The 15,496-nt window shown below is 67.8% G+C and carries 18 protein-coding genes; 7 read left to right on the top strand and 11 right to left on the bottom strand.

Features of this window, described 5'->3' with window-relative positions:
• Window positions 1-2: 2 nt before the first annotated feature.
• From ACEPA4_RS13360 to ccmA, 6 genes are read right to left on the bottom strand one after another with little or no spacing between them, the layout of a single operon-like run.
• Window positions 3-1,922, bottom strand: a complete 1,920-nt coding sequence (locus ACEPA4_RS13360; protein WP_164093191.1) for a heme lyase CcmF/NrfE family subunit — start codon at window positions 1,920-1,922, stop codon at window positions 3-5.
• Window positions 1,923-2,384: a cytochrome c maturation protein CcmE gene (ccmE, locus tag ACEPA4_RS13355; protein ID WP_005417653.1), complete on the bottom strand. Its 462-nt coding sequence runs from the start codon at window positions 2,382-2,384 to the stop codon at window positions 1,923-1,925. It lies immediately after the preceding gene.
• Window positions 2,381-2,569, bottom strand: a complete 189-nt coding sequence (locus ACEPA4_RS13350) for a heme exporter protein CcmD (RefSeq protein ID WP_005417652.1) — start codon at window positions 2,567-2,569, stop codon at window positions 2,381-2,383. Before ACEPA4_RS13350 ends, ccmE begins: the two co-directional genes overlap by 4 nt.
• Complete coding sequence (ccmC, locus tag ACEPA4_RS13345) at window positions 2,566-3,336, bottom strand: heme ABC transporter permease CcmC (RefSeq protein WP_005417651.1); 771 nt, start codon at window positions 3,334-3,336, stop codon at window positions 2,566-2,568. Before ccmC ends, ACEPA4_RS13350 begins: the two co-directional genes overlap by 4 nt.
• 43 nt (window positions 3,337-3,379) lie before the next feature.
• On the bottom strand, window positions 3,380-4,075 hold the full coding sequence (gene ccmB / locus ACEPA4_RS13340; RefSeq protein WP_164093190.1) for a heme exporter protein CcmB: 696 nt from the start codon (window positions 4,073-4,075) through the stop codon (window positions 3,380-3,382).
• Window positions 4,072-4,701: a heme ABC exporter ATP-binding protein CcmA gene (gene ccmA / locus ACEPA4_RS13335; protein WP_065178272.1), complete on the bottom strand. Its 630-nt coding sequence runs from the start codon at window positions 4,699-4,701 to the stop codon at window positions 4,072-4,074. Before ccmA ends, ccmB begins: the two co-directional genes overlap by 4 nt.
• Before the next feature lie 178 nt (window positions 4,702-4,879).
• Between ccmA and ACEPA4_RS13330 the strand changes: the two genes are divergently transcribed.
• The 3 genes from ACEPA4_RS13330 (at window position 4,880) to ACEPA4_RS13320 (ending at window position 7,387) form a co-directional block, all read left to right on the top strand.
• Window positions 4,880-6,028, top strand: coding sequence for a pyridoxal phosphate-dependent aminotransferase (locus tag ACEPA4_RS13330; protein WP_065186054.1), 1,149 nt, complete (start codon window positions 4,880-4,882; stop codon window positions 6,026-6,028).
• Between the two features lie 14 nt (window positions 6,029-6,042).
• Window positions 6,043-6,849 (top strand): amidohydrolase, encoded by an 807-nt coding sequence (locus ACEPA4_RS13325; protein WP_065196628.1) that lies wholly within the window; start codon window positions 6,043-6,045, stop codon window positions 6,847-6,849.
• A gap of 103 nt (window positions 6,850-6,952) precedes the next feature.
• Window positions 6,953-7,387, top strand: coding sequence for a hypothetical protein (locus ACEPA4_RS13320; protein ID WP_164093189.1), 435 nt, complete (start codon window positions 6,953-6,955; stop codon window positions 7,385-7,387).
• Here the strand turns inward: ACEPA4_RS13320 and ACEPA4_RS13315 are convergent.
• On the bottom strand, window positions 7,374-7,667 hold the full coding sequence (locus tag ACEPA4_RS13315) for a hypothetical protein (protein WP_065178276.1): 294 nt from the start codon (window positions 7,665-7,667) through the stop codon (window positions 7,374-7,376). The genes ACEPA4_RS13320 and ACEPA4_RS13315 overlap by 14 nt on opposite strands.
• 95 nt (window positions 7,668-7,762) lie before the next feature.
• Window positions 7,763-8,890 (bottom strand): MFS transporter, encoded by a 1,128-nt coding sequence (locus ACEPA4_RS13310; RefSeq protein ID WP_065196630.1) that lies wholly within the window; start codon window positions 8,888-8,890, stop codon window positions 7,763-7,765.
• A 90-nt stretch (window positions 8,891-8,980) separates the two neighbouring features.
• Between ACEPA4_RS13310 and ACEPA4_RS13305 the strand changes: the two genes are divergently transcribed.
• Window positions 8,981-9,769, top strand: a complete 789-nt coding sequence (locus ACEPA4_RS13305; protein ID WP_139727379.1) for a helix-turn-helix transcriptional regulator — start codon at window positions 8,981-8,983, stop codon at window positions 9,767-9,769.
• Window positions 9,770-9,885: 116 nt separating this feature from the next.
• Here ACEPA4_RS13305 and ACEPA4_RS13300 read toward each other — a convergent pair whose 3' ends face one another.
• The 3 genes from ACEPA4_RS13300 to ACEPA4_RS13290 are packed head-to-tail and all read right to left on the bottom strand — an operon-like array spanning window position 9,886 to window position 13,295.
• The gene (locus tag ACEPA4_RS13300) at window positions 9,886-11,508 is read right to left on the bottom strand and encodes a pseudouridine synthase (RefSeq protein ID WP_065178279.1); all 1,623 of its coding nucleotides are present in this window, start codon (window positions 11,506-11,508) and stop codon (window positions 9,886-9,888) included.
• Complete coding sequence (scpB, locus tag ACEPA4_RS13295; protein WP_053497859.1) at window positions 11,501-12,376, bottom strand: SMC-Scp complex subunit ScpB; 876 nt, start codon at window positions 12,374-12,376, stop codon at window positions 11,501-11,503. Before scpB ends, ACEPA4_RS13300 begins: the two co-directional genes overlap by 8 nt.
• Before the next feature lie 13 nt (window positions 12,377-12,389).
• A complete protein-coding gene (locus ACEPA4_RS13290; protein ID WP_005417635.1) occupies window positions 12,390-13,295 on the bottom strand; it encodes a ScpA family protein in 906 nt (301 codons plus the stop codon).
• A gap of 374 nt (window positions 13,296-13,669) precedes the next feature.
• On the opposite strand from ACEPA4_RS13290, the gene ACEPA4_RS13285 reads away from it, so the two are divergent.
• The 3 genes from ACEPA4_RS13285 to ACEPA4_RS13275 all read left to right on the top strand — a co-directional run bounded on the left by ACEPA4_RS13285 (window position 13,670) and on the right by ACEPA4_RS13275 (window position 15,427).
• Window positions 13,670-13,969, top strand: a complete 300-nt coding sequence (locus tag ACEPA4_RS13285) for a YciI family protein (protein WP_005417634.1) — start codon at window positions 13,670-13,672, stop codon at window positions 13,967-13,969.
• Window positions 13,966-14,241: a BolA family protein gene (locus ACEPA4_RS13280; RefSeq protein WP_374082871.1), complete on the top strand. Its 276-nt coding sequence runs from the start codon at window positions 13,966-13,968 to the stop codon at window positions 14,239-14,241. Before ACEPA4_RS13285 ends, ACEPA4_RS13280 begins: the two co-directional genes overlap by 4 nt.
• Window positions 14,242-14,389: 148 nt before the next feature.
• Window positions 14,390-15,427, top strand: a complete 1,038-nt coding sequence (locus ACEPA4_RS13275; protein WP_005417630.1) for a LacI family DNA-binding transcriptional regulator — start codon at window positions 14,390-14,392, stop codon at window positions 15,425-15,427.
• Window positions 15,428-15,496 lie beyond the last annotated feature (69 nt).

The raw sequence follows: 15,496 nt of genomic DNA, 5'->3' as shown, positions 1-15,496 counted from the left end.
TCCTACGGACGACGGAAACGGCGGTCGGCGGCGGTGATGAATCCGCCCAGGGCCATCAGCAGCGCGCCCAGCCAGATCCAGCGCACGAACGGCTTGATGTGCACCCGTACCGCCCATGCATTGTTGCCCAGCGGCTCGCCCAATGCCACGTAGACATCGCCGTCGAAGCGTGCATCGATGCCGGCCTCGGTCATCACCTGGCCGCCGCTGGCGTACTGGCGCTTTTCCGGATGCAGCAGGGCCAGCTCGCGGCCGTCGAGAAACACGCGCAGGTGGCCGCGGTCGGCGATGAAATTCGGCCCTTCGCGATGGTCCACGCCCTCGAAGCGCACTTCGTGGCGACCGACCACCAGCTGCTGCCCCGGTGCCAGCGCCACTTCGCGCTGCACGTTCAGCGCTTCGACCAGCAGGGCGCCGGCCAGGAACACGGCGATGCCGGCGTGGGCGACGATCATGCCGAGCATTTCGGCGGTGAAGCGGCCGTTGCCGCGCAGGCGCTGCCAGACGAAGCGTGCGGTGCCGAGTGCGACCCAGGCCGCAGCGGCGACGCCGATGCCGGCCTTCCAGCCGTTCTGCGGCGCCTGCCACCAGGCCAGCGCGCCCAGCAGCAGCGCCAGTCCCAGCCAAGGTGCCAGCAGCGCGAAGGCGCGCGAGGGCTGGTCACGCTGCCATTTCACCAGCGGGCCGAACGGCAGCAACAGGATCATCGGTGCCATCAGCAGCAGGAACAGGCTGCCGAAGTAGGGCGGGCCGACCGAGATCTTGCCCAGCGACAGCGCATCGGCCAGCAGCGGGTACAGCGTGCCCAGCAGCACCATTGCGCAGGCGGTGGCCAGCAGCAGGTTGTTGGCCAGCAGCAGGGTCTCGCGCGAGGTGGCGGTGAAGCCACGGCGCGGATCGTCGGCGTCCACGCTCAGCTGGCTGGCACGCAGCGCATACAGCAGCAGGCTGCCGCCCACCAGCACCGACAGGAACACCAGGATGAACAGGCCGCGCGAGGGATCGGCGGCGAACGAATGCACGCTGGTCAGCACGCCCGAGCGCACCAGGAAGGTGCCCAGCAGTGACAGCGCGAAGGCGGCGATCGCCAGCAGCAGGGTCCAGCTGCCGAAGGTGCCGCGCTTTTCAGTGACGGCCTGTGAATGGATCAGTGCCGCACCGACCAGCCACGGCATGAAGCTGGCATTTTCCACCGGGTCCCAGAACCACCAGCCTCCCCAGCCCAGCTCGTAGTAGGCCCACCAGCTGCCCAATGCGATGCCCAGGGTCAAAAAGCCCCAGGCAACGTTGGTCCACGGCCGCGTCCAGCGCAGCCAGCGCGCATCCACGCGACCTTCCAGCAATGCCGCCACCGCGAACGCGAACGGCACCGCAAAGCCCACGTAGCCGATGTACAGCATCGGCGGGTGGATGATCAGGCCCGGATCCTGCAGCAGCGGATTGAGGTCGCGGCCTTCCAGCGGCGCAGGGTTCAGGCGCAGGAACGGATTGGAGGTGAAGATCAGGAAGGCGAGGAAGCCGACGCTGACGATGCCCATCAGCGCCAGTACGCGCGCCTGCACCGATGCCGGCAGGTGCCGCGAGAACAGCGCCACCGCGCCGGTCCACAATGCCAGCACCAGCGCCCACATCAGCAGCGAGCCCTCATGCGCGCCCCACACCGCCGAATAGCGGTAGATCAGCGGCAGCAGCGAATTGGAGTTCTCGGCCACGTAGCGCACCGAGAAATCCTGCTGCACGAACGCGGCGGTCAGCACCGCGAAGGCGCCGGCCAACAGCAGCAGCTGCGCGAAGGCGGCAGGCCGCGCCACCGCCATCCATGCCGCGTTGTTGCGATGCGCACCGACCAGCGGCAGGCCGGCCTGCAGCAGCGAGGCCAGCAACGCACACAACAGCAGGATCTGACCCAGTTCGGGCAGCACTCAGCGCACCTCGGGGGCCGTCACCGGCACGTCGTGCTTGCGATGGGCATCGCCCATCTTGTCGGCCACTTCCTTCGGCACGTACTTCTCATCGTGCTTGGCCAGCACTTCGTCGGCGACGAAGACACCGTCCTGCAGGCGGCCACTGGCGACCACCGCGGTGCCTTCGGCGAACATGTCCGGCAGGATCCGCGAGGTGGTCACCGCCAGCTGTGCATCGCCGTCGGTCACTTCGAAGCGCGCCTCCAGCGAGCCGACCGGGCGGTTGAAGGAGCCCTTCACCACCATGCCGCCCAAGCGGAAACGCGACTGTGCATCGACATCGCCGCGCAGCACTTCCGAAGGGGTGTACAGGTAGGCGATGTTGCGCTCGAGCGCCATCGCCACCAGCGCGGTGGCCAGGCCGGAGGCGAGCAGGGCCAGCAGCACCCACACCAGGCGGCGACGCTGCACCGGGGTCATCGTTCCAGCTCCGTCGACAGCGTCGTCGCCGCGTCCTGCCTGCCAGCGCGGGTCTGCTGCCGCTGCTGGCGGGCCAGTGCCAGCCGGCGCGCCACGCGCAGGCGCAGCCACGAACCGAGGGCATCGGCGCTGAGTACCAGCACGAATACGGCGTAGGCGCCGATCACATAGGGCAGGTGGGTCATGGCTGGGCCTCCCGGGAGGCGCGCGCGGCATCGACACGGCCGCCGACCCAGGCCTTGCCGGCCTCGCGGTCGAGATTGTCGGCGCGGGCCTTGGCCAGCACCGAACCGGCGAACCAGAACTTGGTGCCGATCACCATCCACCACAGCGGCGCGATCATCGCGCTGCTGATCGCCGATTCACCGAACACGCTGATCGACTGGCGCTGGTGCAGGCCACCCCACCAGTCCACCGAATAGCGGATCACCGGCAGCAGGCTGACACCTACAATCGCCAGCAGGCCAGCGGCGCGCGCGGCGCTGCGGCGGTCTTCGATGGCGTGGTACAGGCCGATCACGCCCAGGTACAGGAACAGCAGTACCAGTTCGCTGGTCATGCGCGGGTCCCAGTCCCACCAGGTGCCCCAGGTGCCCTTGCCCCAGATGCTGCCGGTCAGCAGGGTGATGAGGGTGAAGCCGGCGCCCATCGGCGCGCAGGCCATGGCCAGGATCTCGCAGACCTTGATCCGCCAGATCAGCGCGATCGCGGCATACAGCGCCATCAGCGCGAACACGAACAGGCTCATCCAGGCACTGGGCACGTGGATGTAGAGGATCCGGAAGCTGTCCAGCTGCTTGGCTTCAGGCGGCACCACCAGCAGCGCCTGCCACATGCCGACCAGCAGCACCGGCACTGCAGCAAGGTAGAACACCCGCGACCAGCGGGCAGCGAAACGGTCGAACGTGGGAGGCGAACCGAGTTGGTGGAACCAGCGGACAATCGGATTCATGCGTGGCGGCTATCCAGCAGGGGTGGATTGGCTCTCAGCTCGGTCAACTCAGAGAAATACGTATTGCAGCGGCGGTGGCCAGCGGCGCCAGCACCAGCGCGACCAGCAGGCCGGCGCCCAGCATCAGCAGCGCACCGACCGGATCCTGCCCGCGCCCGGCTGCCGCCAGGCTGCCTGCGCCGAACACCAGCACCGGCACGTACAGCGGCAACGACAGCAGCGCCACGAGAATACCAGAGCGCCGGATGCCAACGGTCAGTGCGGCGACCACGCCACCGATCAGGCTCAGCAAGGGCGTGCCCAGCAGCAACGATGCCAGCAACACCGGCAGCTGGTCATGCGGCAGATGCAGCATTTCGGCCAGCAGCGGGCTGACCACGATCAGCGGCAGTGCCGTGGTGGCCCAGTGCAGCAGCACGCGCACCAGTACCAGCCAGGGCAGCGGCACCGGCGCCAGCAGCCATTGCTCCAGCGAGCCATCTTCGGCGTCGGAACGGAACAGCGAATCCAGCGACAGCTGTCCCGCCAGCAGCACGGCCAGCCACAGCACGGCGCCGGCGGTGGCGGCCAGCAGTTGTGGCTCACGACCCTGGGCCAGCGCGAACAGCACCACCACCAGCACCGCGAACAGCAGCGGTTGCAGCGCGTCGCCGCGGCGGCGCCAGAGCAGGCGCAGGTCGCGCTTGAGCAGGGCGCCTGCGGTCTGCCACAGGCCTGGTTCGGTACCCGGCGCGATCATGCGGCACCGCCGAGGTCGAGCTGGCGGGTACGTACCGGCGGTGCGGCATAGGCGCCATGGGTGGTGACCAGCGCAGCGCCGCCGGCGCGCAGGTGCGCCGAAATCATCCGGTTGACCAGGGTGATGCCCTCCAGGTCGAGGTTGGCGTAGGGTTCGTCGAGCAGCCACAGTGGCGCCGGCGACAGCCAGATGCGCGCCAGTGCCAGCCGCCGCTTCTGCCCGGCCGACAGGTGGCGTACCAGAGTGTCCTCGTAACCGGCCAGGCCGACGATGGCCAGCGCGTTGCCGGGCATCTGCCGCGCACGGCGGCCGTGCAGGCCACACAGGAAGTGCAGGTTTTCCAGCGTGCCGAGGTCCGGCTTCAGCGCCGGCAGGTGGCTGAGATAGGCGACATAGCGCGCACGCTCTGCGTTGCTGGAGGGCTTGCCGTCGATCCGCACCTGGCCGGCGCCGGGCCGGGCCAGGCCGGCCAGAACGCGCAGCAGGGTGGTCTTGCCGGCGCCGTTGCCACCCTGCACCAGCAGGGCTTCACCCGCGTCCACATGGAAGTCCAGCGGGCCGAACACCGGCTCGTCATTGCGGGAGAAGCTCAGGCCGCTGGCGGCCAGCAATGCAGGGGTGTTCAAGGGGCAGGGGTCTTCATGCCGGAGTGCGGTCGCAATTGTAGCGGTGAATTCGCAGGGTAGTGCCGGCCGCTGGCTGGCAATTTCTCCAACTGCCAGCCGAGGTTGCCGGCCAGCGGCCGGCACCACCGACGCGCGGATTGCGTAAACTCGGAGGCCTTGTTCCCCACAGTCCAGGCCGATGCAACCCACCACCAAGCTGCCCAAGGTCGGTACCACGATCTTCACCGTGATGTCCCAGCTCGCCGCCGAACACGGCGCGGTCAACCTGGGCCAGGGTTTCCCGGACTTTTCCGCGCCGCAGCGCCTGATCGATGAGACTGCCAAGGCGATGGCCGCCGGGCTGAACCAGTACCCGCCGATGACCGGCGTGGCCCCGCTGCGCCAGGCCATCGCCCAGAAGGCGCTGGACTGCTACGGCGCGCAGGTGGATGCGGACAGCGAGATCACCGTCACCAGCGGCGGCACCGAGGCCATCTTCAACGCCATCCACGCCGTGGTGCGTGCGGGCGAGGAAGTGATCGTGCTCGACCCGGCCTACGACTGCTACGAGCCGGCGATCGACCTGGCCGGCGCCAAGGCGGTGCATGTGTCGCTCGATCCGCAGACCTTCGCCGTCGATTGGGATCGCGTGCGTGCAGCGATCTCCCCGCGCACCCGCATGTTGATCGTCAACACCCCGCACAATCCGTCCGGCGCGATGCTGTCGGCGCAGGACATGCAGGCGCTGGCCGAACTGCTGCGCGGCACGCAGATCTACCTGATTTCCGATGAAGTGTATGAGCACATCATCTACGACGGCCGTCGCCATGAGTCAGCGCTGCGCTACCCGGAACTGCGCGAGCGCGCGTTCGTGATCTCCAGCTTCGGCAAGACCTACCACTGCACCGGCTGGAAGATCGGCTATGCGATCGCCCCGCCGGCGCTGACCGCCGAGTTCCGCAAGGTGCACCAGTACAACACCTTCACCAGCTTCGGCCCGGCGCAGTACGGTTTCGCCGCGATGATCCGCGATGAGCCGGAACACCACCTGGAACTGGGCGCGTTCTACCAGGCCAAGCGCGACCGCTTCCGCGAGCAGCTGGCCAGCACCCGCCTGAAGGCGCTGCCGGTCCCGGGCGGCTACTTCCAGCTGGTCGACTACTCGGCCATCAGCGACCTGCCGGACCACGAATTCGTGAAGTGGCTGACTATCGAGAAGGGCGTCACTGCCATTCCGCTGTCGCCGTTCTACGAGACTCCGCCGGCCGGCCAGCGCCTGGTGCGCCTGTGCTTCGCCAAGAACGAAGCGACCATGGACGCGGCGATCGAACGCCTGCGCCTGCTGTGAGCGGAGGCGTAGACATGCAGGACCTGCGCATTTCCCTCGTCCAGGGCGACACCCGCTGGCACGACCCGGCCGGCAACCGTGCCTACTATGGCGCGCTGCTGGCGCCGCTGGCCGGCACCACCGACCTGGTGATCCTGCCGGAGACCTTCACCAGTGGTTTCTCCAACGAGGCCATTGCCCAGGCCGAAGGCATGGACGGCCCGTCCGTGGCCTGGGTGCGCGAACAAGCGAAGGCGCTGGACGCGGCGGTGATCGGCAGCGTGCAGCTGCGCGACGGCGAGGGCGTGTACAACCGCCTGCTGTTTGCCACGCCCGAGGGCGAGCTGCAGTACTACGACAAGCGCCACCTGTTCCGCTACGGCGGCGAGCACGAACGCTATGCTGCTGGCCGCGAGCGCCTGAGCGTGGAATGGAAGGGTTGGCGGATCAATCCGCAGGTCTGCTACGACCTGCGCTTCCCGGTGTTCTGCCGCAATCGCTACAACGTCGAGCGTCCGCAGCAGCTGGACTTCGACCTGCAGATCTTCGTGGCCAACTGGCCGTCGGCGCGCGCCTATGCATGGAAGACCCTGCTGCGCGCGCGCGCGATCGAGAACCTGTGCTTCGTGGCGGCGGTAAACCGCGTCGGCGTGGACGGCAACCAGCTGCACTACGCCGGCGACAGCGCGGTGATCGACTTCCTCGGCCAGCCGCAGGTGGAGATCCGCGAACGCGAACAGGTGGTGACCACCACCATCTCGGCCGATGCCTTGGCCGCGCATCGCGCGCGTTTCCCGGCGATGCTCGATGCCGATGCCTTCCACCTGGACGAACAGGCCTGAGCCACGGCCTGAACACCGCCGCACCAGCGCGCGCGCCTGCATCCAACGTGCACGCGCGCGCTGCTAGATTCGCCGGCAGTCCGACCGAACTGGAAGTCCTGCCATGAACAAGCCCTTCGCCCTGCTGCTGGCCCTGTCTACTGCGACGCTGGCCCCGGCCGCGCACGCCGCCGGCAATCTCGATTGCCAGCTGCGCTACAACCTGTCCGGCTGGTCGCTGATCTACAAGACCGCCTCCGGCAATGGCACGGTCAGCTGCAGCAATGGCGCCAGCATGCCGGTGCGCATTGAAGTGAAGGGCGGCGGCCTGACCGTGGGCAAGTCGAAGATCACCAATGGCCGTGGCAGCTTCACCGGCGCGGTCAGCGTCAACGAGCTGCTGGGCACCTACGCCTCGGTCGGTGCGCATGCCGGCGCAGTGAAATCCAGCAATGCGCAGGTGATGACCAAGGGCGACATCTCGCTGGCCCTGTCCGGCACCGGCAAGGGCTGGGACCTGGGCGTGGACGGCGCTGCCTTCACCATCAGCCGGCGCTGAGGCGCGTCGGCTCGGCAATTCCCCAGCTGATGCGGATGTAGTGCTGTTCGGAGTCGCTCAACAGCCGTTCGACATCGAAACCATTTTTCAGCAATTGTGCGACCGCGTCTTCGACGAGCTGCTCGCTGGCCATTACCTGGCTGAAGCCGAACACGATGTAGCGACGGCCATTTTCCGAGCCGGCCTGGATGGCGTTGTCGAGGTCGCGGTAGAACAGCTCGATCGGGCGCTTGGCGGCGTCAGCATTGGCGCGGGCCTGTTCGGCGGTGATGGTGATCATGGGCATCTGCCTTGGGTGGGACAGCGCGCACGATAGCCAGCGAATCAAAGCCGTTCCCGGAAGCCGCGCACAGTGCGCTCCATTTGCAGCAATTCCTAGGTCGCAGCGGGACGCCGTCGCTGCAACCACAAGGCCAGCAGGCCACACACGATGAGCGTCGGTCCCAGCAGCTGCACTGCACCGACCAGCGCCATTGCCGCACCGATCAACAGGTAGTAGAGCAGGCCGAACAGCGCGCCTGCGCTGCCGAGACAGTGTGGATAGCCGCGCAGGGCCTGGCCGAGCACATTGGGAATGGCCAGGCCGAAGCCCGTCACCACTGGGACCATCGCCGCGACCAGGGCAGGGTGATCATGCAGCAACGCGGCCAGCAAGCCTCCCGTGAGGACCAGGCCTGCGGCGATGCGGATGCGCGTTGTTGTGGCAACGCCTGCACGCAGCAGGCGGCCATTGCCCCACGCGCCCAATGCCGAGCCCAGTGCCAGCACCGCGCCGCTGGCGCCGAACCAGACGGCGGGCCAGTGCAGGCGCGCAAACACGAAGGGGCCGAGTACATACCAGCTGTACATCGCCACGTTGAACGCCGTCACCAGCAGCGCCTGTGACCAGATCCAGCGATCGCGCAGCAGTTGCCGCAGCAGCGGCAGCATGGGCGTGTGCGGGATATGTGCAGGGCGGCTTTCACGCAGGCCCGCCAGGCATGCGACTGCCAGCAGGGCAGCGATCAGCAGCAGGCCGGACTGTACGCCGACGTAGCCATGGGCGGCGACCAGCAGCGTGCCCAGTGCAAGGCCGATGGCCGGACTCAGGGCCAGGGCCATGCCGATCCAGGAGAATGCCTGCGCCAACGCCGGCCCCTGCAGATGGTCGCGCAGCACGGTCTGGGTGACCACCGAAGCGGAGGCGGCGCCGACCGCAGCCAGCGCTTGGGCCAGCAACACCGGGCCGAAGCTGCCAGCCAGCAGGCCGCACAGTGCAGCCACGGCAAAGACGCCGAGGCCACAGAGAAGGGCCGGGCGACGACCGATACGATCGGCCAGACGCCCCCACAGCAGCACGCCTGCAGCGAAGCCGAACAGATACAGGCTCATCGCCTGGCTGGCGGTACCCGGCGGCAGGGCGAAGCGTTTGGCCAGATCGGCCAGGGCCGGGCTGTACAGGGTCTGCGCCAGCTGGGGAAACATCAGCAGCGCGATGGTGAGCAACAACAGGCGACGCGACATGCGGGCGCTCCACGAACAGGGCCGCGCATTGTGGTCGCGCCTGCAATGGCGCACTCTCTCCATCCTGTCATTGGATATATGAAATCGGACATGGCCTGGTTGCAGCCGGACGCGCCCTTCGACGCTGACGCCTGGAGCGCTCCGGTGCTGGGGATCGCTGCGTCACTGGCGGATCACGATTCGGGTTGGCACCAGCATGCACGCGCGCAGCTGCTCTACACCCGGCAGGGCTGTACGCGCCTGACCTACGGTGATCGCATCAGCCTGCTGCCGCCTGCGCGCGCGGCGTGGATTCCGGGCGGGCTGCGCCATCGCGCGCAGATGCGCCAGGCGGTCGACTACCGTTCGTTGTATTTCGACGCCACCCTGTCGGCCCAGCTGCCCCGGCAACCGGCGATCATCGGCGTAGGTCCGCTGCTGCAGGCCTTGCTGGAGCCGATCACGCAGGCGCCGTTCGACCATGACTGGCAATTGCCGCGCGCATACCATCAACTGGCGTTGTGCGTGCTGGAAATCGCCGCTGCACCGGTGGCGCCGATGGACCTGCCTTTGCCGCGTGATCCACGCATTGCACGTTGCCTGCCGCTGGCCGAACAGCTGCCGCCCGAACTGGGCGAGCTGGCCGAGCGCGCGGGTCTGAGCGTGCGCACCATTGGCCGGCTGATGCAACGTGATACCGGCATGGGCTATCAGGCCTGGCGCCAGCAATGGCGCCTGATGCGGGCCATGGAGCTGCTGCTGCTCGGGCATCGCGTCGCGCATGTGGCGCAGGACACTGGCTTCTCCGCCGAGAGCCCGTTCATCGCCTTCTTCCGCAGCATGGCCGGCACCACGCCCGCCGCTTTCCAGCGCCACGCAAAAGGGGACGGAGGGGATTAAGTCGTTTTCGCCACGCCATGTGTCGAAGGGGCGAAAACGACTTAATCCCCTCCGTCCCTTTTTTAAAGAAAAACCCCGGCCTGGGCCGGGGTTTCTCATTTCAGCGTGGCCTGTGATCAGCCGCCGCGCGGGCCGCTACGGCGCGGGCCGCCGGGACCGCGGTTGCCACCGGGGCCACGGTGGCCCCCCGGACCGCCGGGACCACGGCTACCGCCCGGGCCACGGTTGCCACCACCACCCGGACCACGACCGCCCGGACGGGCGCCCTGTGCCGGCTTTGGGCTGCCATACGGGTTGAAACCCGGGGTTGCATGGTCGGACGGGAAGCTCGGGGCGTTGCCCGGATGACCGTACGGGTGCTTGTTGCCCTGGCCCTGCGAGCGGTTGCCGGCACCGGCCGGACGACCCTGACCGCCTGCGCCGCCACGGCCTTCACCACCGAAACCGCCACGGCCCTGGCCGCCACCGGCGCCCGGGCCCTTCGGCTTGCCGTACGGACGGCCTTGGCCGCCTGCGCCCGGACCACGGGCACCCGGGCCACGTGCGCCCGGGCCGGCATTGCGATGGCCGCTCGGGCCGGTGCTCACGCCATCGGGCACGTACCAGGTGCGGAACGCGGCCGGATTGCCTTCCGGCAGCGAACGGTCATTCTTCGGCGCGCGCTGCTTGAACGGCTTCTGCGACTGCTTGGCCGCTGCTTCACCGCTGACCGTCAGGCCGCCCTTGAAGCCGCCACCCTTGCCGCCGCGACCACGGCCGCGGTCTTCGCGGACGTTGTCGAAACGGCGCAGCTCGCGACCTTCGTCAGCGGTGTTATGGCCATTGACGTAGGCATTGCCGCGGCCACCTTCGCGCACGCGCACGGTGGTCTTTGCGGCGCGGCGCTGGCCGATCACCGGCTGCAGCGTCAATGCCGACGGAGCGCCTTCTTCCAGCTTCAGCTGCGCACGCAGCGCTTCCACCTGAGCGGTGCCCAGTTCCACCGAATGGCCACGGGCCAGTTCGCGCGGCAGGCTCACCTTGCCATAGCGGGTGCGCTTCAGGCGGCTGACCTGGCAGCCCTGCGATTCCCACAGGCGGCGCACTTCGCGGTTGCGGCCTTCCTTCACCACGACGCGGAACCAGTCGTGAGAATCGGTGCCGCCGATGCGTTCGATCTCATCGAACTTGGCCGGACCGTCTTCCAGTGCGACGCCACGGCTGAGGCGGTCGACGATGGCGTCGGAGACCTTTTCCTCGCCTTCCGGTGCACGCACGCGCACCACGTACTCGCGCTCGACCTCGAACGACGGGTGCATCATGGCGTTGGCCAGCTCACCGTCGGTGGTGGCCAGCAGCAGGCCGGTGGTGTTGATGTCCAGGCGGCCGATGGCGATCCAGCGCGCGCCCTTCAGCGGCGGCAGCGACTCGAACACGGTCGGGCGGCCTTCGGGATCTTCGCGGGTGGTCACCTGGCCTTCCGGCTTGTTGTAGACCAGCACGCGCGACGGCTCGGCCAGGGCAGTGGCGACGAAGCCGCGGCCATCCAGTTCGATCCTGTCGCCGCTCTTGACCGACATGCCGGTCTGCGCGACTTCACCGTTGACCTTGACCAGGCCTTCGGCGATGCGCTGTTCCAGCGCGCGGCGCGAGCCGAGGCCGGCCTGGGCCAGCACCTTGTGCAGGCGCTCTTCCAGCTTGAACTGTTCGGAGGTGGCTTCGCGCTTCAGCGAGAGCTTGTTACGGGGGGTGTCACTCATCAGTTTTGCTCCGGCCGACGGTTTCGAGGTCGGCCTCTGGTTCGGAATCGGCTTGGTCAACAGCCACGGTCGTCATCGCGACGGCGTTGTCTTCGCGTTCGTTCACTGGCACCGCGCGCTCGCCCGGCGCGGAATCGGGGTGCCCATCATCGAGGGGCGAAGGTGCTTGCTCATCGGAGGCCGATGCAGGGGCTGCATTGGCGGAATCGGGGGTGTCACTGCCGGCCAGGCCGGCGTCATCGTTCGCGGCAACGCCATCGGCGCTGGCCGAGATGTCCGGACCCTCGGCACCGGCCACGGCCGGTGCATCACGATCCAGGGCCAGCTGCGGTTCCAGCTCGCCCAGGTCCTTCAGTTCCGACAGCGGCGGCAGTTCGTCCAGCCGCTTCAGCCCGAAGTAGTCCAGGAAGCCCTTGGTGGTGCCGAACAGCGCCGGCTTGCCGGGCACGTCGCGGTGGCCGACCACGCGGATCCATTCGCGTTCTTCCAGCGCCTGGATGATGTTGCTGCTGACCGCCACGCCGCGCACCTGCTCGATCTCGCCGCGGGTGATCGGCTGCCGGTAGGCGATCAGCGCCAGGGTTTCCAGGGTGGCGCGGGTGTAGCGGGTCTTGCGTTCGGTCCACAGCCGGCTGATCCAGCCATGTACTTCGCTGGTGACCTGGTAGCGGAAGCCGGAGGCGACCTCGACCAGTTCCACGCCACGACCTTCGCAGGCCTCGCGCAGGCGCTCCAGCGCACGTTCGATGCTGCCCGGCGGTGCCGGTTCCTCTTCCGGAAACAGGTCCTTCAGCTGGGCCAGGGTGAGTGGCTGGCTGGAGGCCAGCAGGGCACCCTCGACAATGCGGTCGATCAGCGATTGATCCATCGGCAGTCAGCGCTCACTCGTTGGCATTGGCGGCGTCGTTGTCGTCAAACTCGCTGCTGAACTGCAGCGGCGCGTTGGTGTTGCCAGCAGCCAGCGACTTCACGTAGATCGGCGCCAGCGGTTCTTCCTGGACGATGTCCAGCAACTGTTCCTTGGCCAGTTCCAGCACTGCCAGGAACGTGACAAGCACGCCCAGCTTGCCTTCTTCGGCGGTGAACAGCCCTTCAAAACGATAGAACTTGCCGTCTTCCAGGCGTCCCAGTACTTCGCCCATGCGTTGCCGCACACTCAGTGCTTCGCGCTTGATGGCGTGGCCGCTGAACAGCTCGGCGCGCTTGAGCACGTCGTGCAGGGCCAGCAGCATTTCCTTCAGGTCCACCGGCGGCGGCAGCTTCACCGTGGCGCGCTCGGGCATGAAGGCATGCGCCACCGTCGTGTCGCGGTCCTGGCGGGGCAGGGCGTCGATGTCCTCGGCGGCCTGCTTGAAACGTTCGTACTCCTGCAGCCGGCGCACCAGCTCGGCGCGCGGGTCGGCCTCATCGCCTTCCTCGCTGACCGGGCGCGGCAGCAGCATCCGCGACTTCACCTCGGCCAGGATCGCGGCCATCACCAGGTACTCGGCCGCCAGCTCGAAGCGCAGCTCGCGCATCACGGTGATGTATTCCACGTACTGCCGGGTGATTTCGGCCACGGGAATGTCCAGCACATCCAGGTTCTGGCGGCGGATCAGGTACAGCAGCAGGTCCAGCGGGCCTTCGAAGGCGTCCAGGATGACTTCCAGCGCGTCCGGCGGGATGTACAGGTCCTGCGGGATCTGCAGGACCGGTTGCCCATGCACCACGGCCAGCGGCATTTCCTGCTGCTGGGGGGCGGGCGGCCGGGTTGGCGGGTTCGCGTCGAGCGCGAGTTCGGAAGTCATCTAATGGACATCAGGATTGCAACGGACCAGTCGCGGCACCGGGTTCGCCGGGCCAACGCCACGGAGCCCCAGGGCACCAGACGCGCCGGGATCGGCGCGATTCCACACATATCAAACAGCAGGACGCGCCGCAGTAAACGGCAGCGACAGAACTACGGGGAGGTCGTCTACGTGGCCCGGCCAGGTGGTCCGGTTTGAAGCAGCGGATCTGTCGTCGGGGGCTGCGTGGCCGCAGAAACCAACGGGCTGCTGCATCCAGCCACGTGCAATGGAGTCTAGGGTAAGCCTTTGCTGCGCCAGTGTCCAGCCGGACCGGGGCAGGGGCTGCATTGGCTAGAATCGGCGGACCCGACAATGCAAGCGAGGAAATGCCGGTGTGGTATGTGATCGAAGGGTATGACGGCCAGGATGTGCTGGCGCAGCGGCTGCAGGCGCGGCCGGAGCATCTGGCGCGGCTGCATGCGCTGCGCGACGCGGGACGCCTGCTGCTGGCCGGGCCGTGCCCGGCGGTGGACAGTGAAGACCCGGGCCCGGCCGGTTTCAGCGGTTCGGTGGTGATCGCGCAGTTCGAGTCGCTGCCGCAGGCCCAGGCCTGGGCCGATGCCGACCCGTACGTGGCTGCAGGCGTCTACACCCGCGTGCAGGTCCGCCCGTTCCGCAAGGTGCTGCCGTGAACGCGGAACGGATCGAGCGGATCCGTGATGCGCTGCAGCAGGCGCTGGCGCCGAGCGTGCTGGAGATCGAGGACGATAGCCATCGTCACGCCGGCCATGCCGGTGCGCGCGACGGGCGCGGCCATTTCAACGTGCATGTGGTCAGTGAGCGCTTCGCCGGGCTGGGGCCGCTTGCCCGGCACCGCGCGGTCTATGCCGCGCTGGGGTCGATGATGGGGACCGATATCCACGCGTTGTCCATCCGCGCGCAGACCCCGTCAGAACAGGGCTGAGCCCTTGTCCCACGCTGTCCTGGCGGGTCCTTCATGGCCTCGCCACGGACAGGTTTTCATGTCCATTTCGGGACATTCGCCTAACGGACTGTTTACAAGCCTGGATGGAAACGCTTACATTCCGCGCCAATGCTGGTAGGTCCAAGCCGTGGAGGGCGGCTTCGTGAACAAGGCAGCTATCACAATCAAAGACGTCGCACGCGAAGCCCGGGTCTCCGTGGCCACGGTTTCCCGCGCGCTCAACGGGCATGAAAATGTCGCCGAACCGGTCCGCCAGCTTGTGCTGGAGGTGGCCGCACGGCTGCGTTACACCCCGCACGCCGCCGCCCGCAGCCTGAGCAGCCGCCGCACCAATACGGTGGGCGTGGTGCTGCCTGACCTGTACGGCGAGTTCTTCTCCGAGCTGATGCGCGGCATTGACGGGGTGGCCCGCAACCGCCGCCAGCACCTGCTGGTGTCCAGCTACCACGGTGACCAGGAACAGCAGGGCGCCGCCCTGCGTGCCATGCGCGGCCGCGTCGACGGCCTGCTGGTGCTTTCGCCCTATGCCGAGAGCCCGGGCTTCCTGACCGACAACCTGCCGCAGTCGTTGCCGACGGTGTTGATCAACACCTATCTGCCCGGGCAGGACCACCCGGTGCTGAGCATCGACGACCACGCCGGCGCAATGGCGATGACCCGCCACCTGCTGGATGCCGGCCACCGCCGCATTGCCTTCATTTCTGGTCCGGACCTCAACTTCGACGCGCGCGAGCGCCTGCGCGGCTTCCGTGACGCGCTGGCGGCTTCTGGCGGTGGCGCCGAAGGCATCGAGTTGCCCGGTGATTTCGACGAAGCTTCCGGCCATCGTGCCGGTCAGGAGTTGCTGGCAGCCGGAGCGCTGCCCGATGCCGTATTCGCCGCCAACGACATGATGGCCCTGGGCTGCCTGTATGCGTTCACGCAGGCAGGGGTCCGCGTCCCGGCCGATGTGGCCTTGGCGGGTTTCGATGACATTCCACTGGCGCGTTTCGTCCACCCGTCGCTGACCACCATGCAGGTCAGCATCGCCGAGCTCGGCGACCGGGCCATGACGCGCCTGATGCAGTTGATGGACGGCACCTCCACGGATGGGGCAGGGGACAAGCAGACCCTGGTTCCCCGCTTGATTGTTCGCGATTCCACCACTCCGCCATCCGGCCGTTGAAGCCAGAGGCGTTTCTTCTTTTTTTGACTGATCGCAGGGACCGCGCAAGCGGTTACCGCCACCCGGAGA

The organism is Stenotrophomonas sp. P2112 (assembly GCF_041897515.1).
GTDB lineage: Bacteria > Pseudomonadota > Gammaproteobacteria > Xanthomonadales > Xanthomonadaceae > Stenotrophomonas > Stenotrophomonas sepilia.
This window is presented reverse-complemented; position numbering and strand designations above follow the sequence as displayed.

Excerpts from the sequence above, each read along its gene's own strand:
- ACEPA4_RS13320 (WP_164093189.1), top strand. The coding sequence starts at position 6,953 with ATGAACAAGCCCTTCGCCCTGCTGCTGGCCCTGTCTACTGCGACGCTG.
- ACEPA4_RS13330 (WP_065186054.1), top strand. The coding sequence starts at position 4,880 with ATGCAACCCACCACCAAGCTGCCCAAGGTCGGTACCACGATCTTCACC.
- ACEPA4_RS13350 (WP_005417652.1), bottom strand. The coding sequence starts at position 2,569 with ATGACCCACCTGCCCTATGTGATCGGCGCCTACGCCGTATTCGTGCTG.
- ACEPA4_RS13305 (WP_139727379.1), top strand. The coding sequence starts at position 8,981 with ATGGCCTGGTTGCAGCCGGACGCGCCCTTCGACGCTGACGCCTGGAGC.
- ccmB (WP_164093190.1), bottom strand. The coding sequence starts at position 4,075 with ATGATCGCGCCGGGTACCGAACCAGGCCTGTGGCAGACCGCAGGCGCC.
- ccmC (WP_005417651.1), bottom strand. The coding sequence starts at position 3,336 with ATGAATCCGATTGTCCGCTGGTTCCACCAACTCGGTTCGCCTCCCACG.
- ACEPA4_RS13315 (WP_065178276.1), bottom strand. The coding sequence starts at position 7,667 with ATGATCACCATCACCGCCGAACAGGCCCGCGCCAATGCTGACGCCGCC.
- ccmE (WP_005417653.1), bottom strand. The coding sequence starts at position 2,384 with ATGACCCCGGTGCAGCGTCGCCGCCTGGTGTGGGTGCTGCTGGCCCTG.
- ACEPA4_RS13310 (WP_065196630.1), bottom strand. The coding sequence starts at position 8,890 with ATGTCGCGTCGCCTGTTGTTGCTCACCATCGCGCTGCTGATGTTTCCC.
- ACEPA4_RS13290 (WP_005417635.1), bottom strand. The coding sequence starts at position 13,295 with ATGACTTCCGAACTCGCGCTCGACGCGAACCCGCCAACCCGGCCGCCC.
- ACEPA4_RS13300 (WP_065178279.1), bottom strand. The coding sequence starts at position 11,508 with ATGAGTGACACCCCCCGTAACAAGCTCTCGCTGAAGCGCGAAGCCACC.
- ACEPA4_RS13325 (WP_065196628.1), top strand. The coding sequence starts at position 6,043 with ATGCAGGACCTGCGCATTTCCCTCGTCCAGGGCGACACCCGCTGGCAC.
- scpB (WP_053497859.1), bottom strand. The coding sequence starts at position 12,376 with ATGGATCAATCGCTGATCGACCGCATTGTCGAGGGTGCCCTGCTGGCC.